Genomic DNA, 22756 nt, shown 5'->3' with positions numbered 1-22756 from the left:
CCCGATCAAGGAAGGAGCCCCGCCGTGAGCCCTGTCGATATTTTCCGTATGTTGTCGCTGGCAGCCATCTGGGGCGCGAGTTTTCTGTTCATGCGTGTGATCGCGCCGGTGATCGGCCCGGTCCCGACGGCATTCTTTCGCGTGTCGATCGCCGCCGCCGGGTTGCTGGTCATTCTGGGGCTGATGCGCATCAGTTGGGATTTCAAAGGCAAACTGAAAACCGTGATGCTGCTGGGCGTGATCAATTCCGGGCTGCCGGCGACGCTCTACTCAGTCGCCGCGCAAGTGTTGCCGGCCGGTTATTCGGCGATTTTCAACGCCACCACACCGTTGATGGGGGTGCTGATCGGCGCGTTGTTCTTCAGTGAGAAGCTCACGGCCGCCAAGTTCAGCGGCGTGTTTCTCGGTCTGTTCGGCGTTGGCGTGCTGACCCGTGCCGGTCCCGTGGCATTCGATCTGCAATTGCTGATGGGCGCCCTCGCCTGCTTGTTGGCGACGACGTGCTACGGCTTTGCCGGGTTCCTCGCGCGGCGCTGGCTGGATCAGGCCGGCGGCCTCGACCCACGCCTGTCAGCACTGGGCAGTATGCTCGGCGCGACGTTGTTCCTTTTGCCGCTGTTCGGCTACAGCGTCATCACCGCGCCACCGGTCAGTTGGGGTGGCTGGAATGTCTGGTTGTCGCTGCTCGGTCTGGGCCTGGGATGCACGGCATTTGCGTACATCATTTATTTCCGCCTGCTCAGCTCGATCGGTCCGGTGAAGTCGATGACCGTGACCTTCATGATTCCGCCGTTCGGCGTGTTGTGGGGGGCGTTGCTGCTGGATGAGCCGTTGTCGATGGCGCATGTGTATGGCGGGGTGCTGATTGCGGCGGCGTTGTGGCTGGTGTTGAAGCCCGCTGCGCTAAAACCGGTTGAAGTGAATACCCGGTAGGCGCTGCCGCAGGCTGGGATCTTTTGATGTTGTTTTTAAAGACAAGATCAAAAGATCGCAGCCTGCGGCAGCTCTACAGGGGTTAGCGTTATTGAGATTTACGGAATACGAATGCTAGGCCGATGACGATCAACACCATCCCCAGCACACTCAACGCCGCCAGGCGATTACCGAAAATCAGGTAGTCCATCACCGCCGTCACCGCCGGCACCAGATAGAACAGACTGGTGACATTCACCAGATTGCCCCGCGCGATCAGCCGATACAGCAACAGCGTCGCCAGCACCGAAACCACCAGCCCCATCCACAACACCGGCACGATAAAACCTGCGCTGTGTTCGAAATGAAACGGCTGAAACGGTACAAAAATCCCGCATAACAACAGCCCGGCCAGGTATTGCACCGGCAGCGTGCCGAGGGGATTGTCGGTGATGCGCTTCTGCATGATCGAGCCCAGGGTCATGCTCGCCAACGCCAGCAGACCGAAGAGCATTCCCGCCCAGGACATCCCGGCCAGGCCAATGCCCTGATAAACCACCATGATCAGGCCGGCCAGCCCCAGCGCCAGACCGAACAGACGGCTCGCCGAGCGCTGCCGCTCCATCAAGACCACGGTGAGAATCGGCTGCACGCCCATGATGGTCGCCATCACGCCCGGGGTGACCTTGGTGTTCAGCGCCAACAGATAGAAAATCTGATAAGCCCCCAGCAACACCACGCCCGTGGCAATCGCGTAGAGCATCGGCTTGCCGCCCTTGGGCAGTTTCAATTTGAGCAACGGCGCCAATAGCAACAGCCCGCACAGGGCGATCACGAAGCGCATCAGCAGAAAGGCAAAGGGCGAGGCGTGGGCCAGGCCCCATTTTGAGAAGATCGCCCCGCTGCTCCACAGCAGAACGAACAGGCTCGTGGACGTCGCCGCGAGCACGGATTTTTTCGACAGGACAAACATGGATACCACCTGTAGTCAGGCAAAAAGCCAACTCAGCCGAAGCTGAAATTCAGTAGGTTTTTCTGGCGGGCGCAGGGGTCAGCAAAGAATGCCGATCAGCCCGAAACGCCAACGCCCGGCGGTGATACGACTGCGCACACCGGCGTGCTACTGACAGGTGGGGGGTAATGACTGATCTGTTTGGGCTGCTGATTCCCGCACGGCACGACGCCAGCGTTGAACGCTGAATCGACTACCGCGTTGATAAGGGATGCAGGCATTTGGGCAGATCTTTTTTGAAGGATTGAAGGTGAGTCGTGCGACTCACGAGCGCCGACTATAACCAGCGGGGGACATGGATTGCAATGATTTGGACAAAGGGCCAGTAGCGACGAATGGATGACTGCTGAATAGGCTGTAGAGCAACCGCAACACCTATCGATGGGGAGACATGGAATGCTCGAAATCACATGCCAAGGGAACGGACGTATTTGCGGTATCAGTTGTATCGGTCGCTGGCCAGGAAGCAGGCAAGCATCGCCACTGCTCTGTTGCAGCTACCAGCGGGACAGGAGTTGTCGAAAGTATGCTTTGAACCTATCGATGCCAAAGCGCTAGGTGCGTTTGAGCTTTGGGATGATCCGTATTTTTGCTGGCGAGAGATTGCCGAATGGAAGTCACGAGAACCTTTGTCCCTGGATATCGCGATCTGGTTTGAAGAACAGCTGTGCGGGCTGTGTTTTGTCAACCCGAACAAAAGCCGCCAGCGAATTCGAATCGTACGATTGGAGGGGCGGCCCGGAGTGCCTCACCCGCTTAAAAAGCGTATTGCGCTTTTGTCGATGGTGGCCATAGATGAGTTTGCGCAAATAATCGGCAGTAAGTGCATTGAAGTGCAGGAACCGATACCAGGAGCAATTCCTGTTTATACAAAACTCGGCTTCAAATTTGATTTTGAAGGCCGCCTTGTCCTCGCAGTGGAGAGTAAAGTATCGTGAAACCTGTTCAATTAATGATCAACGAGGGCGGGAGCATGCGTAAAACTGTGAAAAAATCCCCCACTAAGAAAAGATCAATCAAAACTGACGAAAAGCTTATCTCCTCCGAACTATCAGCCAATCAGCAGCGTTTTCTTCAGCTATTGATTACAGGCATCGAAGACGAACCCAACGTTCTCGCTGGACGGCGCTGATTCGCAGGCAATAAAAAACCGCTCACAAAGAGCGGTTTTTTATGACCTGATCCAGCCTCAACCAAACAGCCAATACCCCAACAACGTCAACACCACCACCGCCAGCACCGGCCGCATCACGCGGTAGGCTTTCGGATGACGGCGTTTCCACTGTTTGACCACGCCGCTGAACTTGTCGCTGAAATTCTTGCTCCAGGCGTAGGCCTGATTGATGCCGCCGACACGTTCGTCGTCGAGGTTCTGCGGTGCGGTTGCACGGCCGAGCCAGCCGCTGATCGAGCGGTTGATGCGCGTCATCAGACGGTTTCGCAGTGGACGCTCGACGTCGCAGAACAGGATCACCCGGGTCTTTTCGGTTTCGTTCTTGACCCAGTGCACGTAGGTCTCGTCGAACATCACGTCTTCGCCATCACGCCAGGCGTAAACCTGGCCGTCGACGAAAATCCGGCAGTCGTCGGAGTTCGGCGTCGAGAGGCCAAGGTGATAACGCAGGGAGCCGGCGAACGGGTCACGGTGCGGGTTGAGGTGACTGCCACCCGGCAGCAGGGCAAACATCGCGCCTTTGACATTGGGGATGGCACTGACCAGCGCCACGGTTTTCGGGCACAGGGTTTCAGCCGACGGCAGCGGTTTGTCGTACCACTTGAGGTAGAAACGCTTCCAGCCCTTTTTGAAGAACGAACCGAACCCGGCATCGTTATTCTTTTCAGCGGCGCGGATGTAGCCCTCATCGAACAAGTGCATGGCTTCGTCGCGAATGGTTTCCCAGTTATCGCGCAGCACATCCAGTTCCGGAAACTTGCTGCGATCCAGGTACGGCTTGGACGGCACGCCGGAGAACAGGTACATCAAGGCGTTGTACGGGGCGAACAACGCCGAGTGGTTGACGAACTGACGCAGTACCGGCAATCGCGCCTTGCCGCGCAAATGCACATAGAGCGTGCTGCCCAGAAACAGCAACAGCACAAACGCCTTGGCGGCAAACGAAACGGTCATCAACAACTCCTTGAATAAAGACAACGCTGCGCAATGCCCATTTACCCTGCATGGCAGCCGGCCATGATAAACACTACCGGCCTCGGGAAAAACCCGCTCAACCCAAGATTCAGCGTTAAGAATTGCGCAACAAAGCATTTATTAACATAACGATCCTGAACCTTGGCTGACCTGAATCAAATGGATTTACTGCTGATTCTCCTGTTCGGTGAACAGGTCACTGAACAGCATGCTCGACAGATAACGCTCACCCGAGTCCGGCAGAATCACCACAATGGTCTTGCCCTGCATCTCCGGAGTTTCCGCCAAGCGCACCGCAACAGCCATTGCAGCACCGCAGGAGATACCGCAGAGAATCCCTTCTTCCTGCATCAAGCGCAGGGCCATGGCTTTGGATTCTTCATCGGTGACCTGCTCGACCCGGTCAACCATCGACAGGTCGAGGTTTTTTGGGACGAAACCGGCGCCGATCCCCTGGATCTTGTGCGGACTTGGCTTGATCTCTTCGCCGGCCAAAGCCTGGGTGATGACGGGCGAGGACACCGGTTCAACAGCCACCGACAGAATCGGTTTGCCCTGAGTATTCTTGATATACCGCGAAACGCCGGTGATGGTTCCGCCCGTGCCGACGCCCGCTACCAGTACATCGACCGCACCATCGGTATCGTTCCAGATTTCCGGGCCGGTGGTTTTTTCATGTATGGCCGGGTTTGCCGGGTTATCGAACTGCGCCGGCATGAAGTATTTTTCGGCATCGCTGGCGACGATCTCGGCAGCTTTCTCGATAGCGCCTTTCATGCCTTTCGCCGGCTCGGTCAACACCAGTTCGGCGCCCAACGCCTTGAGGACCTTACGCCGTTCGATGCTCATAGACGCCGGCATCGTCAGCATCAATTTGTAGCCACGCGCGGCTGCAACGAACGCCAGGCCGATGCCGGTGTTGCCCGAGGTTGGCTCAACGATGGTCATGCCCGGTTTGAGTTTGCCGTTGCTTTCGGCGTCCCAGATCATGTTCGCGCCGATACGGCACTTGACTGAATAACCGGGATTGCGCCCTTCAATCTTGGCCAGGATGGTCACGCCACGCGGCGCAATGCGGTTGATCTGCACCAGCGGCGTATTACCGATGGAATGGGCGTTGTCAGCGAAAATGCGGCTCATGGCTGGGTCCTTATGCAGCGTTGAATTCAGCCTTCCAAGGTAAGCCTGTTGCCCATCGCAGTCCAGTCGGGTCGAACGTCTGTGGTCGCTGACAGTCAATCGCTTTACATCGTTTGGGAATTACCGCCATGAAGCGTCGCTACAGTTGGCCGTTGTGGACCCTCGCGGGAGTTGTTGTGCTGCTGATCGCCTTGCACATCGCCCTGCCCTACATGGTGCGCGACTACCTGAATGGCAAGCTTGCGGACATGGGTGACTACCGTGGCCAGATCACTGACGTCGATCTGGCCCTGTGGCGCGGGGCCTACAAAATCAACGGCCTGAAAATCGTCAAGGTCGACGGCAAAGTACCGGTGCCGTTCGTCAACGCACCGCTCATAGATCTGGCCGTCAGCTGGCACTCGCTGTGGTACGACCACGCGGTGGTCGCACAAGTGAAGTTCGTCAAACCTGAAGTGAACTTCGTCGACGGCGGTGCCAACAAGCAGAACTCCCAAACCGGTCAAGGCACCGACTGGCGCGAACAGCTGGGCAAGTTGCTGCCCATCACCCTCGACGAGGTGCAGATCAATGACGGCAAGATCAGTTTCCGCAACTTCAACTCAAAACCGCCGGTCAACATGAACGCCACCAACGTCGACGCGAGCATCTACAACCTGACAAACGTCGTCGACAAAGAAGGCAAGCGTGATGCCCGCTTTGAAGGCAAAGCCCTGCTGCTCGGCCACGCACCGCTGGAAACCACGGCGACATTCGATCCTCTGAGCAATTTCGAAGACTTCGAATTCCGCCTGCGTGCCAAAGATATCGAACTCAAAAGCATGAACGACTTCGCTTCGGCCTACGGCAAATTCGACTTCAATGCCGGCCACGGTGATGTCGTCATCGAAGCCAAAGCCAAGAAAGCCCAAGTCAACGGTTACATCAAACCGCTACTGCGCGACGTCGAAGTGTTCAACTGGCAACAGGACGTGGAAAACAAAAACAAAAGCATCTTCCGCTCAGTCTGGGAGGCGTTGGTTGGTGGCACTGAAACCGTGCTGAAGAACCAGGCAAAAAACCAGTTCGCCACCAAGGTCGAACTCAGCGGCAACGTCCACCAGCAAAATATCAGCGCGTTCGAAGCGTTTTTGCAGATTTTGCGCAATGGTTTCGTACAGGCATTCAGTGCGCGGTATGAGCGGCCCAAGCCGGATGCAGGTTAGGGTCTGGAGGTAAAAATGCATCCCGATACATGTCTCGACTCAGGTCAACCGTCACTTGCTGGCCATTGATAAAAGTCAGTGACAATAGGCAATCTGGATGTGCAGTAACTGCTGATAAGCGTGGTCGTTTCATAGGTAACAACTTTTAGCGCCTCCAAATGGGCGAAGTGGGACATGCTTCACAACGGAGCGGGATCAATCTTCCAGGCTATAGAAAGTTTTGCCGCAGGTACTGACGTGTCCACAGAGGCTATCGCCGAATCAATCAGCTAAAAATACTGGCCATACGCCAAGACTGAGTCAACATGTGACGCCCCATTCAGAGACTGAATAAGCCGTCTGCGTTCACAGTCGACCGGCCTGCGCGTTATAGTCGGGCATCCGATTATTTCGCCCCCGCCCTGCCCGTTCAGGTCGGCGTTACCGTTCGAGGATTAGCAGATGAAGTTCGAAGGCACCCAGGCCTACGTCGCCACCGATGACCTGAAGCTGGCGGTCAACGCCGCCATCACCCTGGAGCGGCCGCTGCTGGTCAAGGGCGAGCCGGGCACCGGTAAGACCATGCTCGCCGAGCAACTGGCCGAGTCGTTCGGCGCCAAGCTGATCACCTGGCACATCAAGTCCACCACCAAGGCGCATCAGGGCCTGTACGAGTACGATGCGGTCAGCCGTTTGCGCGACTCGCAACTGGGCAACGAAAAAGTCCACGACGTGCGCAACTACCTGAAGAAGGGCAAGCTCTGGGAGGCCTTCGAGTCTGAAGAGCGGGTTATTCTGCTGATCGACGAGATCGATAAGGCCGACATCGAATTCCCTAACGACCTGCTGCAAGAACTCGACAAGATGGAGTTCTACGTTTACGAGATCGACGAGACCATCAAGGCAAAAAAACGCCCGATCATCATCATTACCTCCAACAACGAGAAAGAGCTGCCGGACGCCTTCCTGCGCCGTTGCTTCTTCCATTACATCGCCTTCCCCGACCGCACCACCCTGCAGAAAATCGTCGACGTGCACTACCCGGACATCAAGAAAGATCTGGTCAGCGAAGCGCTAGACGTGTTCTTCGACGTGCGCAAGGTGCCGGGCCTGAAGAAGAAGCCGTCGACTTCGGAGCTGGTCGACTGGCTGAAGCTGCTGATGGCCGACAACATCGGCGAAGCGGTGCTGCGCGAACGCGATCCGACCAAGGCTATTCCGCCACTGGCCGGTGCTCTGGTGAAGAACGAACAAGACGTGCAACTGCTTGAGCGTCTGGCGTTCATGAGCCGTCGCGGTTCTCGCTAAGAGGCTGATGCCATGTTGCTCAACCTGTTCAATGAAATGCGTGCAGCCAAGGTGCCGGTGTCGGTGCGCGAGTTGCTCGACCTGAACAACGCACTGAAACAGCGCGTGACCTTCGCCGACATGGACGAGTTCTACTACTTGTCGCGGGCAATTCTGGTGAAGGACGAACGCCATTTCGACAAGTTCGACCGCGCGTTCGGCGCCTACTTCAATGGCCTCGAGAAGCTCGACGATCACTTGCAGGCGCTGATTCCCGAAGACTGGTTGCGCAAGGAATTCGAGCGTTCGCTGAGTGACGAGGAACGCGCGCAAATCCAGTCCCTTGGCGGTCTGGACAAGCTGATCGAAGAGTTCAAGAAACGCCTCGAAGAACAGAAGGAACGCCACGCCGGCGGCAACAAATGGATTGGCACCGGCGGCACCAGTCCGTTTGGCTCCGGTGGATTCAACCCGGAAGGCATTCGGGTTGGCGACGCTGGCAAGCGCCAGGGCAAAGCGGTGAAAGTCTGGGATCAACGCGAGTACAAGAACCTCGATGACTCGGTGGAACTGGGTACGCGCAACATCAAAGTTGCACTGCGTCGCCTGCGTAAATTCGCCCGCCAAGGTGCAGCAGAAGAACTCGACATCGACGGCACCATCGACCACACCGCCAAGGACGCCGGGCTGCTGAATATCCAGATGCGTCCCGAGCGACGCAACACGGTGAAGCTGTTGTTGCTGTTCGACATCGGCGGCTCGATGGACGCGCACGTGAAGATCTGTGAAGAGCTGTTCTCGGCCTGCAAGACCGAGTTCAAGCATCTGGAGTACTTCTACTTCCACAACTTCGTGTATGAATCGGTGTGGAAGAACAACATGCGCCGCACTTCGGAGCGCACTTCAACGCAGGATCTGCTGCACAAGTACGGCGCCGATTACAAAGTGATTTTCATCGGTGACGCCGCCATGGCGCCCTATGAAATCACCCAGGCCGGCGGCAGCGTCGAACACTGGAACGAAGAGCCGGGTTATGTGTGGATGCAGCGGTTCATGGAGAAGTACAAGAAGCTCATCTGGATTAACCCGTATCCGAAAGATACCTGGGGGTATACCTCGTCGACCAATATCGTGCGGGATTTGATCGAGGATCAGATGTATCCATTGACGTTGCGTGGGCTGGAAGAAGGGATGCGGTTTTTGTCCAAGTGATCTGCTGCGTCTGTACTGACGCCATCGCGGGCAAGCCCGCTCCAACAGGTATCGGTGGTGTACATAAATTTCGTGTACAACTCGGACACTGTGGGAGCGGGCTTGCCCGCGATGCTTTTAGCTATTTCTGAAGCGCTGCAGATATTTGATGTGCTCACGATGCGCGACATCTTGCACCACCGGCCGCAACCGCACCTGCGCCCCCGGCAGACACTGCGCCAACCGCGCCAGCGCCAGCGGCGTCAACGCCCCCAGTCGCGGATACCCGCCAATTGTCTGCCGATCATTGAGCAACACAATCGGCTGCCCGTCCGGCGGCACCTGCACCGCGCCCAACGGAATCCCCTCGGAAATCATCGGCTGGCCCTGATATTCCAACGCCTTGCCCAGCAAACGAATCCCCATGCGATCCGCACGACTGTCCAGCGTCCAGGCACTGTTGAACACATCAAACACGCTCTGCCCGCTGAACTGGCCGATCTGCGCGCCAAGCACCAGATCCAGAGGTAAAGGCGATTTCAAATCCGGGCGCAGCGCCAATGGCACTTCCCGCACCAACAGCGATTCGCCGTGATAACTCAACGTCGAACCCTTGGCCAACGGCAAGCCCATGCCATCAAGCCCGCCGAGTTCTTCACGCACCACCGTGGCGCTACTGCCCAGCACCTTCGGCGCCGCAAAGCCACCGGGCGCCGCCAGATAGGCCCGAGCCCCAAGTAATGGCTGCGTGAACTGCAGTTTTTGCCCTCTGCCCAACTTGAAACTGCACCACGGCGCCAGTGGCTGACCGTCGACCTGCGCACCGAGATCCGCCCCGGTCAACGCCAGCAAGCAATCCTCGTCAGCTACCACAGCAAACCCACCGTGGGTGATTTCGACGACAGGCACATCCAGCCCATTGCCCAGCAACCAATTGGCCCAACTCATCGAACACCAATCCGCCGCACCGCCCTGGGTCACGCCCAGATGCCGCACGCCGAATCGTCCGGCATCCTGCAACAGGCACAGCGGCGTACTCGCTTCAATCGTCAGTCGGCTCATGCCTGCGCCTCCAATGGCGTGTCGTCGCCGCCCAGATTGACGAACTCGGCGTGACTGATCGCTTCGAAGCGCACCGTATCGCCGGGTTGCATCAGGCTGTAGCCATCGCGGTTGCGGTCGAACAATTTGGCCGGGGTGCGGCCGATCAGATTCCAGCCGCCGGGAGATACCACGGGATACGCAGCGGTTTGCCGTTCAGCAATCCCGACGCTGCCAGCGGCGACTTTCTTGCGTGGGGTGTTCAAGCGCGGCGCCGCAAGAACTTCTTCGACCAAGCCCATGAAGGCAAAACCGGGCGCGAAACCGAGGGCGAATACCTGATATTCACGTCCGCTGTGGCGACGAATCACCTCCTCCACCGCCAGCCCACTGCGCTGGGCCAGCAAGCTCAGTTCGGGTCCGACGCTGAGGTCATACCAGACCGGCAGCACATGACATTGCCCGGCGGATTGTGCATTTGGCGACAGATCAATCAGCGCCTCAGCAATCAATTCCCGCGCCTGATTCGGGCTCAGAATTGCTAAATCGTAATGCACCATCAACGTCGTGTACGACGGCACCAGATCGATCAGTTGCCCACCGAACACCGCACGCAAACGCTCACTGGCGGCGAGCATCCACGGCATATTGGCTTCGGCGATTTCATCGAACAGACGCAGCATCAGGCAATCCAGTGCCACCACTTCAATCCTTGGGTTCATGGGGCGCTCTGCTGATTCAAGGCGTGGCGAATGCGTTGCACGGCGGCCACCGAACTGGCGTTGTCGCCGTGCACACAGAGGGTATTGGCTTGCAGGTGCAAGGCGCTGCCGTCATTGGCGGTCAGGTTGTCGCCACGGGCGATGGTCAGTGCTTGCTCGATGATGATCTCGGGATCGTGATGCACCGCGCCCGGCAGTTGCCGCGAAACCAGTCTGCCAGCGCTGTCGTACGCGCGGTCGGCAAAGGCTTCGAACCACAGGGTCACGCCATACTCATCGCCGATTTGCTGCGCGGCAGAATTGTCGCGAGTGGCCATCAGCATCAGCGGCAAGCTGCGGTCGTAAGCGGCTACAGCCTGGATCACCGCACGCAATTGCGCCGGGTTGGCCATCATGTCGTTGTACATCGCGCCATGAGGTTTGACATAACTGACGCGCCCGCCCTGCGCCTTGCAAATGCCGTCGAGGGCGCCGATCTGGTAATGCAGGATGTCTTGCAGCTCTTGCGCCGAATACGCCATGGAGCGGCGACCGAAGCCGACCAGATCCTGATAGGCCGGGTGTGCACCAATCTGTACGCCGTGGCTCAAGGCCAGGCTGACGGTCTTGCGCATGATGCTCGGGTCGCCGGCATGGAAGCCGCAGGCGACGTTGGCGCAATCGATGAAGGGCATGACTTCCGCATCCAGACCCATGGTCCAGTTGCCGAAGCTCTCGCCGATGTCGCAATTCAATAGCAGGCGGCTCACGGTGAACACTCCTGTAGGGCTTGTCTTTTTATCTGTAGGACTTTGCAACGCAGGTTATCAGTTACTGCGCATCGAGTTGCTTGCCACGGGTTTCCGGCAAGCTCAACGCCGCGATAATCACCACGCCGTAAGACACCGCCGCAAAGGCGCCGATGCCGACGCTCAACGGTACTTTCTGGCTGAGCAAGCCGATCAGCAGTGGAAACAATGCCGCCAGTGCCCGACCGATGTTGTAGCAAAAGCCCTGCCCCGAACCGCGAATGCGTGTAGGAAACAGCTCAGTCAGAAACGCGCCCATGCCGCTGAAGATCCCCGAGGCGAAGAAGCCCAGCGGGAAGCCCAGCCACAGCATCACGCCATTGCTGACCGGCAGTTGCGTATACAGCAGAACGATGGTGAACGAGCCGACCGCGAACAGGATGAAGTTCTTTTTCCGCCCGAGCAGATCGGTCAGGTAGGCGCTGATCACGTAGCCGATGTAGGAGCCGACAATCACCATCGCCAGATACCCGCCAGTGCCGAGCACGCTCAAGCCGCGCTCATTCTTGAGAAAGGTCGGCAGCCACGAAGTGATTGCGTAATAGCCGCCCAAGGCGCCGGTGGTCAGCAGTGAAGCGCGGAACGTGGTGAAAAGCATGCCAGGCGCAAATATCTCGTAAAACTTCGATTGATTCTCCGGCGTCTGCTGAGCCTTGGCCTCGCGATAGATCTCCGGATCTTTCACCAATCGACGGACGAAAATCACGAAAATCGCCGGCACGATGCCGAGAATGAACAGCGCGCGCCAGGCATCTTCCGGCGGCAATACCGAGAACAGCAGCGCATACAGAATCGCCGTCAGCCCCCAACCCAGCGCCCACCCGGATTGCACCATGCCCACCGCTTTGCCACGGTCCTTGGCGCGGATCACCTCGCCGATCAGCACCGCACCGGCGGTCCACTCGCCGCCGAAACCGAAGCCCATCAAGGTGCGGGCGATCAGCAGTTGTTCGTAGTTTTGCGCGAAGCCGCAGAGGAAGGTGAAGAAGGCGAACCACAGCACGGTGAGTTGCAGGGTGCGGACGCGACCGATGCGGTCGGAGAGAATCCCGGCAACCCAGCCGCCAATTGCTGAAGCGATCAAGGTGCTGGTGTGAATCAGCCCGGCCTCGCCCGTGGTGATGCCCCACATCGCAATCAGCGTCGGCACGACGAAGCTGAGCATCTGCGTGTCCATGCCGTCCAGACCGTAGCCGATTTTGCAGCTCCAGAACGTACGGCGCTCCTGCTGGTTGATGTTGCGATACCAGTCGAACGGCCCCGGACGTGCCGTTGCCGGGGATGCTTCAAGGGTGTCGGGAGCACTCATGGCTTATCTCCGCAGGTTTTTTATTGGTCTTGTTCGTAGCCCCGACGACGCCTATCGTGGGGACCGGATGCGTCGATTTTTCGTCGCGCGGCCCTGTCGCGTCCAACGAATAAAAACCCGCCTTAGCCATAAGAAAAATTTGTCACCCGAGCCTTGCCCATGAACCTGAAGTTTCTCGAGACCTTTGTCTGGGTCGCCCGCCTGAAGAGTTTTCGCCTGACCGCCGACAAGCTGTTCACCACCCAGGCGTCGATCTCCAGCCGCATTGCGGTGCTGGAAGGCGAGCTGGGGGTGAAGCTGTTTCTGCGTGATTCGCGCGGTGTCAGCCTGACGCCCGAAGGTCTCAAAGTGCTGGAATACGCCGAACAGATGCTCGACACCATGTCGGCGCTCAAGCAGTCGATCGAGACCCGTTCAAGCAAAGTTGGCCGCGTGCGCATCGGCGTGATGGACACGGTGATTCACACCTGGCTGAGCCCTTTGGTGGCGCAGATGACCGACCTTTATCCACGGGTGGAAATCGAGCTGGTGGCAGATACCTCGCTGAACCTCTGCGATCAGCTGCAAAAAGGCTTTCTCGACATCGTTCTGCAAACCGATCTGGTGCGCCATGAAAGCGTGCGCAGTCTGGAACTGGCCAGCCATCCGCTGGGCTGGATCGTCGCCAGCAATTCGATCTACAACCGCGACTATGCTGACCTCGCTGAACTGGCGCAGGAACGCATCATCACCTACTCGAAAAACTCCCGGCCGCATCAGGATCTGCTGGCGTTGATGCAGGCCAACGGTGTGTTGGCGCCGCGCTTGAATTGCGTGAATTCGGTGTCGGCGATCACGCGGTTGTTGCGCGATGGATTTGGTGTTGGTGTGTTGCCGCCGGTGTTGGTGGCTGAGGAATTGGCGCGAGGGGAACTGACGCTGTTGGCCATTGATCAGCGGCCACCGAATTTGCAGGTGGTGGTGTCGTGGCGGGTCGGCGTGGAATGGGTCGAAGAGATTGTGACGTTGTGTCAGCAGGTGTTGGCGGGGTATGCGCAGAAGGTGGGCAAGGACTATATGGCTTTAAGTTGATCGTTCCTACGCTCCGCGTGGGAATGCAGCCCGGGACGCTCCGCGTCCCTCGAGAGCCGAACGCGGAGCGTCCGTTGAGGCATTCCCACGCAGAGCGTGGGAACGATCATCCTGCGCTGATCTTAGAGGCCGCGCACGTCGCGGTCTTCAATCGGCCGGCTCTGGCGCAAACGCTTGCCGCCGAGCACCACCCAGTCGATCAGGCGGAACAGGCATTCGATCCCGAACGACAGCAACAAAGCGCCGCTCATGCCCCAGATCATCGCCTCCGGGGTCAGCAGAATCTGATAGCTGTAGCCGTTCCAGGTTTCCTTGCGGATATCCGGATCGGCTGCCAGCACCACTTGCAGGAAGCGGATGTACCAAGGGCCCTGCATCGCCTGGAACTGTTTATCCAGCGCAAGCTGACGTGTAAGCAAGGTGTTCAGACTGTCGGCATCGCTGCGAAAAATCGGATCCTCACTGGCACGGTAATGCGCCACCAGCGCCTGCATATCGCCCTTGAAAAACTGATCGGCAGTGCCCTGAAAGCCGCGCAAACCGGTCTGCGCTTCGATCAGATGCGCCTCGACCCGTTTCGCGTAATCGTTGATGAACCCAGGCACCTGGACACCGATCAACAGGCCCGCCGCAAACAACACCAGCCGTAGATAACTGAGCAACATGGGGTGCAATCCTTATTCGGTCTTGCCTTGGCTTACGCATTCGCCGCGTCGCCACAGGCTCCATTGGCCCGGTTCATAGCGGGTCCAGGTTTCGTTTTCGGTCAACGGTTCGGTGGCGATCACCGTCACCACGTCGTTGGGCGTGGTTTCGGCCTGGAAATCGACGATCACATCGACGTCCTTGAGCCGCGCCGGGCCGAACGGTGCGCGCCGGGTGATCTGTGCGAGTTTGGTCGAGCAATAGCAGAACAGCCAGTCGCCATCGCTGAGCAGGCAGTTGAACACGCCTTTGCTGCGATATTCGGCGCAGGCTGCGACCAGATCCGGCAGCAGCTCTTCTACTTCGACCGGTTCCGGAAAGGCTGCACGCACGCGGTTGAGCAAATCGCAGAACGCCGCTTCGCTGTCGGTATCGCCGACCGGGCGGTAGAAACTTTTGATCGAGGTGAAGTCGGCGAGCTGGCCGTTGTGCGCGAAGCACCAGTTGCGCCCCCACAGTTCTCGGACGAACGGGTGGGTGTTGGACAGGCAGACCTTGCCGACGTTGGCCTGACGAATGTGGCCGATGACCACTTCGCTCTTGATTGGATAACGCTGCACCAGATTGGCGACTTCCGACTCACAACTGGCGGCAGGATCCTGAAACAGACGCAAGCCACGCCCTTCATAAAACGCGATGCCCCAGCCGTCGCGGTGCGGGCCAGTACGTCCGCCGCGCTGCATCAGGCCGGTGAAGCTGAACACGATATCGGTCGGCACGTTGGCACTCATGCCCAGTAATTCACACATGTGCGGACTCTCGGGTTACAAACGCGGCTCGACCCGCATGCGCTGCGGATTGCTTGGCACCGGTGGGCGACCGTAACGGTCATCGCCGGCACCGCCGAATGGCTGATCGTCGTCGCGATCATCGGCGCGGGCTGCAGCTTTGGCGGCTTCGGCCTGTTCGCGGCGCGCACGGGAAGCCCGTTCGATCGGGAAGCGGATCAAGATAAAGATCAGGTAGATGCCGAAGGCGATCATGCCGTACATGAACAGATCGGAGACCGCCCGCCAGGCGTTGTTGCCGACCTTGAACGCCAAGTCCAGCGCAGTGATGGCGATGGACGGCGCAACCTTGGCTTTCACCGGGTCAATGATGGTCGGGCTGAACAGCAACACCGCCATCAGCACACGCAGTGGCTCGCGCAACCAGCGCCACATCCAGGTAGTCAGGCGCATCCATACCAACAGGCAGCCCACAGCGGCAAAGGCGTAGAGGCCCCAGGCGATCAGATAGTCGTTCTCGGTCATGGTGTCCATGGCAAGGCAGGCAAAGAGGCGCTTATAGTAACGACTTTTCGCCCGCCCGGCTTGTCCCAATAGACACACGACCTGTAGGAGTGAGCCTGCTCGCGATGACGGACTGCCAGACGACATTGATGTTGAAGCTGCCGGCCTCATCGCGAGCAGGCTCACTCCTACAGAGGTTGCAGTGATAGCCAGATCCGCGAAAACCCCTATTCCGTACATTGTCCGAGAGCCTTCCATGCCCCAATCCGCCAACGCCATCAGTGCCCCGATTGCCCGCAAGGCTGCCGGTGCCGACCCGTATGCCTGGCTGCAGGAGCGCGACACCGATGCGGTGCTCGATTACCTCAAGGCAGAAAACGCTTACCAGGAAGCGCAAACCGCCGATCAGGCCGAACTGCGCGAAACCCTGTTCGAAGAGATCAAGGGCCGGATTCTGGAAACCGACCTGTCCCTGCCGTCGCCATGGGGCCCGTATCTGTATTACACCCGCACGACCGCAGGCGACGAATACGCCCGGCACTACCGCTGCCCGCGCCCGGCGGACGACAGCCTGACCCTCGATGAAAGCCGCGAGCAATTGCTGCTCGACCCGAATGTGCTGGCCAATGGCGGCTTCTTCTCGCTGGGCGCCTTCAGTATCAGCCCCGACCACCAGCGTCTGGCCTACAGCGTCGACGCGGCGGGGGATGAGATCTACACGCTGTTCGTCAAGGAACTGTCCAACGACAAAGTCAGCGAACTGGAATTCGAGGACTGCGACGGCAGCATGACCTGGGCCAACGACAGCCTGACCCTGTTTTTCGGCGTACTCGACGACACGCACCGCCCACACAAACTGTTCCGCTATCGCCTCGACGGCACCGCGGCGGAAGAAGTATTCAACGAGCCGGACGGCCGTTTCTTCCTGCATTGCTATCGCTCCAGTTCCGAGCAGCAATTGCTGCTGTCGCTGGGCAGCAAGACCACCAGTGAAGTCTGGGCGCTCGACGCCAATCAGCCGCATCTGCCGTTCACTTGCCTGGCGCCGCGCGTCGAAGACCACGAATACGATGTCGATCACGGCCTGCTCGATGGTGTGTGGACGTGGTTTATCCGCACCAATCGCGACGGGATCAACTACGCGTTGTATCAAGCGCCGGACACAGGGACTGCGCCGACCGAAGCCGACTGGCAGAACCTGATCCCGCACAGCGACACGGTGATGCTCGATGGCGTCAGCCTCAACACCGAGGCCATGACCCTGAGCCTGCGCGAAGGTGGCCTGCCGATCATCGAAGTGCACCCACAAGGCTTGGCGCCGTATCGCGTGCAATTGCCGGACGCGGCCTACAGCCTCTACGTGCAAAACAGCCTGGAATTCGAGAGCGACCGCATTCGTCTGCGCTATGAAGCCTTGAATCGCCCGGCGCAAGTGCGCCAATTGATCCTCGCTGGCGGCGAGCAGACTGTGCTCAAGGAAACCCCGGTGCTCGGCCCGTTCGACGCCGACGCTTACGTCAGCCAGCGCCTGTGGGCGACCGCGCCGGACGGCACCCAAGTGCCGATCAGCCTGGTGATGAAACGCGAAATGCTCGGCAAGCCAGTGCCGCTGTATCTATACGGCTACGGTGCTTATGGCTCCAGTCTGGATCCGTGGTTCTCTCACGCGCGCCTGAGCCTTCTCGATCGCGGTATGGCCTTCGCCATTGCCCACGTCCGTGGCGGCGGTGAGCTGGGCGAGGCCTGGTATCGCGCCGGCAAGCAGGAACACAAGCACAACACCTTCAGCGACTTCATTGCCTGCGCCGAGTTTCTGATCCTCAACGGCATCACCACGGCGGAAAAACTGGCGATCAGCGGTGGCAGTGCCGGTGGTTTGTTGATTGGCGCCGTGTTGAACCAGCGCCCGGATCTGTTTGGCGTCGCGATTGCCGAAGTGCCGTTCGTCGACGTCCTTAACACCATGCTCGACCCGGAACTGCCGCTGACCGTCACCGAATACGACGAGTGGGGCAATCCTGAAGAGCCCGACGTTTACGAACGGATCAAGGCGTATGCGCCGTACGAAAACGTCAGTGCGCAGGATTATCCGCCGACGCTGGTCATCGCCGGCTACAACGACAGCCGCGTGCAATATTGGGAAGCCGCGAAGTGGGTGGCGAAGCTGCGCGCAACCAAAACCGACGACAACGTCCTGCTGCTCAAGACTGAATTGGGCGCCGGGCATGGCGGGATGAGCGGGCGTTATCAGGGATTACGTGACGTAGCGCTCGAATACGCATTTGTTTTCAAGGTTTTGGGCCTGGCCTGAGGAACTCCGTCGGTCACTTGGGTCTTAATTGCAGACCCCGGTGGCCGATACCACCACAGATCCCCTGTAGGAGTGAGCCTGCTCGCGATAGCGGTGTATCAGTCAGAAGTGATTTGAATGACACACTGCTATCGCGAGCAGGCTCACTCCTACATTGGATCGGGTAGAACTTGATACCGAGACAACAAGAAAAGACCGCACCGACATGTCAGAACCGACCTTCCTGAACAACGAAATCCGCGACTGGCTGATGGACTGTGGCCTGTTCGATCAATTGCAGCTGGCCGACTTTGCGGCCGCTTCCGGCTATTTCAGCATCAGCACCGTTGCTGAGGGCGAGGCGATTTTCCGTGAGGGCGATGCCGGCAGTTTCATGTGCATCATTCACACCGGTCAGGTCGCCGTGCAGAAAACCGGGCCCGATGGTCAGGTGATCACCATGGCCACCCTGCGCAGCGGTCGCGCCTTCGGTGAAATGGCCGTGCTCGATGGTGAGCGCCGCTCGGCCACCTGCATCGCCGCGAGCAATTGCCAGTTGCTCAACCTCGGCAAGGATTCACTGGAAAAAATGCTCAACGACGCGCCGAAGATCGCCGCGAAGATCATCCGCGCCCTCGCCGTCTCCTTGTCGAAACGCCTGCGCATGGCCGACGGTCAACTGGCAGCGCAGCAGGTTTAACCGCCGGGGGATTTCGCCTTGGTGCCGTTCGGCTCTATGCCCGGAACCGGTTGATCCTTGACCGGCGGGCTGGGCATCTCGATCGGCACCAGCGGCGGGCTGCCACTGCCACCTCCCGACTTGGGAATGTTGATCGGCGTGATCTGCGGGTACGGCGTCGGTGTTGCGGTGCCGGGCGAGCCAGGTTGCGGCGCCGGGCTGACCGGAATCGTCTGTTGCGCCTGCACTGCAGTAATCGAGAGCGCGGCCAGGGCAATGACCGTTAGAATGGTGCGCTTCATCAAGGGCTCCGTTTGGCCTCTAGTCTGCGCTCAGGCTACTCCCAACGGGCCTGCTTGCCTTCCCCCTTGTAGAGATTTCCATGAAACGTTTCGTTCTGCTCGACACCACCCCGATCCCTGAAAGTGGCGGTGCCCTGTGCCTGTTCGAGTATGGCGAGGATTTCGTCATCAAAATCCAGGGCGGCGACGGCGGGCAACTGATGAACACGCGCATGCACGGCTCCGAAGACGCACTGGCGGAAATTCCTTGCCGCAAGGTCGCTGGCCGGCCGGATTCGCGGGTGCTGATCGGTGGATTGGGCATGGGCTTCACCCTCGCCTCCGCGCTCAAGCATCTGGGCAAAGGCGCCGAAGTGGTGGTCGCGGAACTGGTGCCCGGCGTTGTTGAATGGAACCGTGGCCCGCTCGGGGAAAAGTCCGGTCGCCCGCTGCTCGACCCGCGCACGGTGATCCGTCAGGAAGACGTGGCCAAGGTGCTGCAAAGCGAGCCGAACGGCTTCGACGCGATCATGCTTGATGTCGACAATGGCCCTGAAGGTCTGACGCAGAAGGCCAACAGCTGGTTGTATTCCGCCGCTGGTCTGAATGCCTGCGCCAAAGCGTTGCGTCCGAAAGGCGTGCTCGCCGTATGGTCGGCCAGCGCCGATCGGCTGTTTTCCGACAAATTGAAGAAGGCCGGTTTCAAGGCCGAAGAGGTCCAGGTCTTCGCCCACGGCAACAAGGGCACGCGCCACACGATCTGGATTGCCGAGAAGCTCAAGGGCTGAGCTAAACTCTGCGCATAACCGTCATTAGTCTTTTACAAAGGTGAACCCATGAGTTCGTCCACGCCAACCAACACGTCGAAGCTGGATCGCATCCTCGCCGACAACCAGCGCGACAAGGAAATGGGCTACCGCGACAAGGCCCTGAAGATGTACCCGCACGTCTGTGGCCGCTGCGCCCGTGAGTTCTCCGGCAAGCGCCTGAGCGAACTGACCGTGCACCACCGCGACCATAACCACGACAACAACCCGCAGGACGGCTCGAACTGGGAGCTGCTGTGCCTGTACTGCCACGACAATGAACACTCGCGTTATACCGACCAGCAGTATTTCGGTGACGGCTCGCTGAGCACGCCGAAGATCGCCAAGGCAACGCATAATCCATTTGCTGCCCTGGCCGGCCTCATGAAGAAAGAAGACTGATCTTCATTGCCTGAACTGCCCTCATCGCTGGCAAGCCAGCTCCCACAGGTATCCTGGTGCACAGAAAGTTTGTTGAGCGATCCAAATCACTGTGGGAGCTGGCTTGCCAGCGATAGGGCCAGAGCAGACACCGCAGATCTCGAACCTGCCACCCCTGCCCCAATCCCCGTATAATCGCCCTCTTTTCCCGAAGGCACCCCGCTCGTGGCAGACAAACGGTACAGCTGCATTGGTTTGTATAACCCCAAGTCACCGGAGAACGTCGGTTCGGTGATGCGCGCCGCAGGCTGCTACGGCGTGGCGTCGGTGTTCTACACCGGCAAGCGTTATGAACGCGCCGCCGACTTCGTCACCGACACCAAACGCGTGCATTACGACATTCCGCTGATCGGCATCGATGATCTGAAAAAGATCCTCCCGCTCAACTGTGTGCCGGTCGCCGTGGAACTGGTCGAGGGCGCCCGCCCGCTGCCGGAATACACCCACCCCGATCGCGCTCTGTACATCTTCGGCCCGGAAGATGGCTCGCTGGATAAAGAAATTCGCGACTGGTGCGAAGACGTCGTGTACATCCCGACCACCGGCTGCATGAACCTCGCTGCCACGGTCAACGTCGTGCTTTACGACCGCATGGCCAAGGGCCTGAACACCCGCTCCGGGCCAAAATTCCGCTGAAGCGTCGCACATCCGATGGAACAAGCTGACCGCTCTGGCAGTCAGCTTGTTTATCCATTACTCATTGCCTGGAGAAAGATCATGACCGAGCTCAAACGCGTCGAGCGTATCGAATCCACCCCGTTCCAGAGCCACCCCGAGCAAAACGTCGAAGGCTGGGAGCGCATTGGCTCATTGGCCGGTGGCGTGATCATGGTCGGCAAAGGCCTGCGCCGTGGCGGTGTGTTCGGTTTGATTCAGGTGGCGATTGGTGGCGTGGCCATGGCTCGCGGAATCACCGGGCACAGCTCGATGAAAAGCCTGATCGAGAAGAGTCGTCAGGACATGAACAATGTGCGCGCGAAGATCGAACGGGCCGGGGAAGAATTGAGCAAGCTGAAGGCGAATGCCGAGGCGGCGACCAGCACCGCGACGGTGACCGGCAATGATTCTGTGAAATCGCCGAAAGCCGGGGTTTGATCCGAGATTTGCGATGGGGCTGACGGCCTCATCGCTGGCAAGCCAGCTCCCACAGGTTCTGTGGAGACCACAGAATTTTTGCCCAGCCCCAAATCGGCTTATGGGTTGCGCACTGATTTTGTGCCCAACCCAAAACACTGTGGGAGCTGGCTTGCCAGCGAAAGCGGTGTCACTGAAGTAACGCGCTATCGAGGACCTTGGAGGACTCGCCCAGAACACTCTCGGCCAGTTGCACAAACGCCTTGGTACTCACCGTCCCAAGATGCATCGCACCCCGCAACACATCATCCAGCGAACGCTTGTTTCGCGTCTTCAAACGAATCTCGCGATCCAGTTCCTGCAGCAAAACGACCGCTTTTGAAACCTGCGCGGGGCTGATCTGTGCGCCGCGCAAGGTCGTGACTTTCTGGCTGTCCTTGGCCAGCTTTGCCTGCAACGCCTGATAGCGCTCATCGCTCATGCCGCCGGCACGACGCACCAACTCGATAGCGTAATACTCGGCAAAGCCTTCGCTGATCCAGTCGCTGCGCTGCTCGTCGTTGATCCGCCCGAACACCTGCGCCAGCTCGCGCACCAGCGCACTGCTGCCGCTTTCGCTGACCAGCGGCAAACGCGCATTCACGAAGATCGATTCATGCGCGCCGAGGCTGCCTCGCCACATCGGGTCGCTGGCGCCGACAATCAGCAGCTTGGCCGGATGGCGCGGATAAACCGCCTGCAGCTGTGGCCAGACAAAGGTCAGCAAGGTCAGCACATCCATGCGGCGCATGCCCTGCCCTTGCGGCGAGGCCACGGTGACTTCGGTTTCGCCCAAACGCGTGCGGCGGCTGCCGAGGTGGCCGGCGAGCATCCACCCAGTCGGCCGGTCGAACAGCCGCGAGGGATTGTCGATGCGGAATTTGTTCTTGCCGATGCGTGGCCAGGCGGTTTCGACGCTTTTCCAGCCATCGGGCAATTCGAATTGCAGGCGTGCGACCAGTTCGATGCCGTCCTGCTGATCGAGTTTGGCCGGCGGCACCAATTCGTCACCCCGCATCAACGCCCAATTCGGGGTCATGCGCGTGTCGAAGCTGCCGTTCTTGCGACCGTGACTGATGCGTACGCGATAGGTCAGGCTGGCCTTGTCACTGATCGGGCGCCAGATGCCCCGTGCGTTTTTGCCCGGGGTCAGTAGCCACTGGCCGTCAGCCTTGAAGTCGCTGTAATGACTGCCGTCACCGAGGTCGAAATCAAGACTGCGCACCGCTTCGCCTTTGGCCAGGGTCAGGCGCACTTCAGCCTGATCGCTCTGCGGCAACAAACGCACGTGATAATCCAGATCGACTTTCTTCGCCGCCCAAGCCGGCGCGCTCAGCGCCAGCAGCGCAATCATCAATGCCCGCTGCAATCCGACAGCCATACACACTCCTTGGTAAAGCTTG

At 59.0% G+C, this 22756-nt stretch carries 25 protein-coding genes; 13 read left to right on the top strand and 12 right to left on the bottom strand.

Annotation, left to right across the window (positions count from 1 at the left end):
• Positions 1-24: 24 nt before the first annotated feature.
• A complete protein-coding gene (locus AC3Y64_RS07155; protein ID WP_489986942.1) occupies positions 25-933 on the top strand; it encodes a DMT family transporter in 909 nt (302 codons plus the stop codon).
• 88 nt (positions 934-1021) lie between these two features.
• On the opposite strand, the gene AC3Y64_RS07150 is transcribed toward AC3Y64_RS07155, so the two are convergent.
• A complete protein-coding gene (locus AC3Y64_RS07150) occupies positions 1022-1885 on the bottom strand; it encodes a DMT family transporter (RefSeq protein WP_158954076.1) in 864 nt (287 codons plus the stop codon).
• A 470-nt stretch (positions 1886-2355) separates the two neighbouring features.
• On the opposite strand from AC3Y64_RS07150, the gene AC3Y64_RS07145 reads away from it, so the two are divergent.
• Positions 2356-2862, top strand: coding sequence for a hypothetical protein (locus AC3Y64_RS07145; RefSeq protein WP_489986941.1), 507 nt, complete (start codon positions 2356-2358; stop codon positions 2860-2862).
• Positions 2859-3056: a hypothetical protein gene (locus tag AC3Y64_RS07140; RefSeq protein WP_489986940.1), complete on the top strand. Its 198-nt coding sequence runs from the start codon at positions 2859-2861 to the stop codon at positions 3054-3056. The genes AC3Y64_RS07145 and AC3Y64_RS07140 overlap by 4 nt, the downstream gene beginning before the upstream one ends.
• 57 nt (positions 3057-3113) lie before the next feature.
• On the opposite strand, the gene AC3Y64_RS07135 is transcribed toward AC3Y64_RS07140, so the two are convergent.
• Complete coding sequence (locus AC3Y64_RS07135) at positions 3114-4052, bottom strand: aspartyl/asparaginyl beta-hydroxylase domain-containing protein (RefSeq protein ID WP_489986939.1); 939 nt, start codon at positions 4050-4052, stop codon at positions 3114-3116.
• 186 nt (positions 4053-4238) lie between these two features.
• Positions 4239-5213: a cysteine synthase A gene (gene cysK / locus AC3Y64_RS07130; protein WP_489986938.1), complete on the bottom strand. Its 975-nt coding sequence runs from the start codon at positions 5211-5213 to the stop codon at positions 4239-4241.
• 128 nt (positions 5214-5341) lie between these two features.
• Between cysK and AC3Y64_RS07125 the strand changes: the two genes are divergently transcribed.
• The 3 genes from AC3Y64_RS07125 to AC3Y64_RS07115 all read left to right on the top strand — a co-directional run bounded on the left by AC3Y64_RS07125 (position 5342) and on the right by AC3Y64_RS07115 (position 8896).
• Entirely contained in the window at positions 5342-6418 is a 1077-nt protein-coding gene (locus AC3Y64_RS07125; RefSeq protein WP_489986937.1) for a DUF748 domain-containing protein, read from the top strand.
• Between the two features lie 441 nt (positions 6419-6859).
• Positions 6860-7705, top strand: coding sequence for an AAA family ATPase (locus tag AC3Y64_RS07120; protein ID WP_025110627.1), 846 nt, complete (start codon positions 6860-6862; stop codon positions 7703-7705).
• Positions 7706-7717: 12 nt separating this feature from the next.
• Positions 7718-8896 (top strand): vWA domain-containing protein, encoded by a 1179-nt coding sequence (locus AC3Y64_RS07115; protein WP_489986936.1) that lies wholly within the window; start codon positions 7718-7720, stop codon positions 8894-8896.
• A gap of 117 nt (positions 8897-9013) precedes the next feature.
• Here the strand turns inward: AC3Y64_RS07115 and AC3Y64_RS07110 are convergent, their stop codons facing one another.
• The 4 genes from AC3Y64_RS07110 to AC3Y64_RS07095 form a co-directional block, all read right to left on the bottom strand.
• Entirely contained in the window at positions 9014-9937 is a 924-nt protein-coding gene (locus tag AC3Y64_RS07110; RefSeq protein WP_489986935.1) for a 5-oxoprolinase subunit C family protein, read from the bottom strand.
• Positions 9934-10638, bottom strand: a complete 705-nt coding sequence (gene pxpB, locus AC3Y64_RS07105) for a 5-oxoprolinase subunit PxpB (protein ID WP_489986934.1) — start codon at positions 10636-10638, stop codon at positions 9934-9936. Before pxpB ends, AC3Y64_RS07110 begins: the two co-directional genes overlap by 4 nt.
• Positions 10635-11387 (bottom strand): 5-oxoprolinase subunit PxpA, encoded by a 753-nt coding sequence (locus AC3Y64_RS07100; RefSeq protein WP_489986933.1) that lies wholly within the window; start codon positions 11385-11387, stop codon positions 10635-10637. Before AC3Y64_RS07100 ends, pxpB begins: the two co-directional genes overlap by 4 nt.
• 61 nt (positions 11388-11448) lie before the next feature.
• A complete protein-coding gene (locus AC3Y64_RS07095; RefSeq protein WP_489986932.1) occupies positions 11449-12735 on the bottom strand; it encodes an MFS transporter in 1287 nt (428 codons plus the stop codon).
• A 159-nt stretch (positions 12736-12894) separates the two neighbouring features.
• Here AC3Y64_RS07095 and AC3Y64_RS07090 point away from each other — a divergent pair, with 159 nt between their 5' ends.
• A complete protein-coding gene (locus tag AC3Y64_RS07090) occupies positions 12895-13806 on the top strand; it encodes a LysR family transcriptional regulator (protein ID WP_489986931.1) in 912 nt (303 codons plus the stop codon).
• A 122-nt stretch (positions 13807-13928) separates the two neighbouring features.
• Here the strand turns inward: AC3Y64_RS07090 and AC3Y64_RS07085 are convergent, their stop codons facing one another.
• The 3 genes from AC3Y64_RS07085 to AC3Y64_RS07075 are packed head-to-tail and all read right to left on the bottom strand — an operon-like array spanning position 13929 to position 15773.
• Positions 13929-14471, bottom strand: coding sequence for a DUF2937 family protein (locus tag AC3Y64_RS07085; RefSeq protein ID WP_489986930.1), 543 nt, complete (start codon positions 14469-14471; stop codon positions 13929-13931).
• Positions 14472-14483: 12 nt separating this feature from the next.
• Positions 14484-15260, bottom strand: a complete 777-nt coding sequence (locus AC3Y64_RS07080) for a class II glutamine amidotransferase (RefSeq protein ID WP_489986929.1) — start codon at positions 15258-15260, stop codon at positions 14484-14486.
• 15 nt (positions 15261-15275) lie between these two features.
• Positions 15276-15773 (bottom strand): MFS transporter, encoded by a 498-nt coding sequence (locus tag AC3Y64_RS07075; RefSeq protein WP_489986928.1) that lies wholly within the window; start codon positions 15771-15773, stop codon positions 15276-15278.
• A 226-nt stretch (positions 15774-15999) separates the two neighbouring features.
• Here AC3Y64_RS07075 and AC3Y64_RS07070 point away from each other — a divergent pair, with 226 nt between their 5' ends.
• A complete protein-coding gene (locus AC3Y64_RS07070; protein ID WP_489986927.1) occupies positions 16000-18054 on the top strand; it encodes a S9 family peptidase in 2055 nt (684 codons plus the stop codon).
• Between the two features lie 205 nt (positions 18055-18259).
• Positions 18260-18733, top strand: coding sequence for a cyclic nucleotide-binding domain-containing protein (locus tag AC3Y64_RS07065; RefSeq protein ID WP_007911332.1), 474 nt, complete (start codon positions 18260-18262; stop codon positions 18731-18733).
• Here the strand turns inward: AC3Y64_RS07065 and AC3Y64_RS07060 are convergent.
• On the bottom strand, positions 18730-19014 hold the full coding sequence (locus AC3Y64_RS07060) for a hypothetical protein (RefSeq protein ID WP_489986926.1): 285 nt from the start codon (positions 19012-19014) through the stop codon (positions 18730-18732). The two genes, AC3Y64_RS07065 and AC3Y64_RS07060, sit on opposite strands and share 4 nt — an antisense overlap.
• Positions 19015-19094: 80 nt before the next feature.
• On the opposite strand from AC3Y64_RS07060, the gene AC3Y64_RS07055 reads away from it, so the two are divergent.
• The 4 genes from AC3Y64_RS07055 to AC3Y64_RS07040 all read left to right on the top strand — a co-directional run bounded on the left by AC3Y64_RS07055 (position 19095) and on the right by AC3Y64_RS07040 (position 21335).
• Entirely contained in the window at positions 19095-19781 is a 687-nt protein-coding gene (locus AC3Y64_RS07055) for a spermidine synthase (RefSeq protein WP_489986925.1), read from the top strand.
• Positions 19782-19829: 48 nt separating this feature from the next.
• Positions 19830-20201, top strand: a complete 372-nt coding sequence (locus tag AC3Y64_RS07050) for a YajD family HNH nuclease (RefSeq protein WP_003222612.1) — start codon at positions 19830-19832, stop codon at positions 20199-20201.
• Positions 20202-20405: 204 nt separating this feature from the next.
• The gene (locus AC3Y64_RS07045; protein ID WP_007911337.1) at positions 20406-20876 is read left to right on the top strand and encodes an RNA methyltransferase; all 471 of its coding nucleotides are present in this window, start codon (positions 20406-20408) and stop codon (positions 20874-20876) included.
• Positions 20877-20957: 81 nt separating this feature from the next.
• A complete protein-coding gene (locus AC3Y64_RS07040; RefSeq protein WP_158954038.1) occupies positions 20958-21335 on the top strand; it encodes a YgaP family membrane protein in 378 nt (125 codons plus the stop codon).
• A 169-nt stretch (positions 21336-21504) separates the two neighbouring features.
• Here the strand turns inward: AC3Y64_RS07040 and AC3Y64_RS07035 are convergent, their stop codons facing one another.
• Positions 21505-22734, bottom strand: coding sequence for a hypothetical protein (locus AC3Y64_RS07035; protein ID WP_489986924.1), 1230 nt, complete (start codon positions 22732-22734; stop codon positions 21505-21507).
• Between the last annotated feature and the right edge of the window lie 22 nt (positions 22735-22756).

The organism is Pseudomonas sp. 4CAES_32.4, from assembly GCF_058136335.1.
Note: the sequence above shows the minus strand (reverse complement) of the source record. Positions and strands in the feature narration are given on the sequence as shown.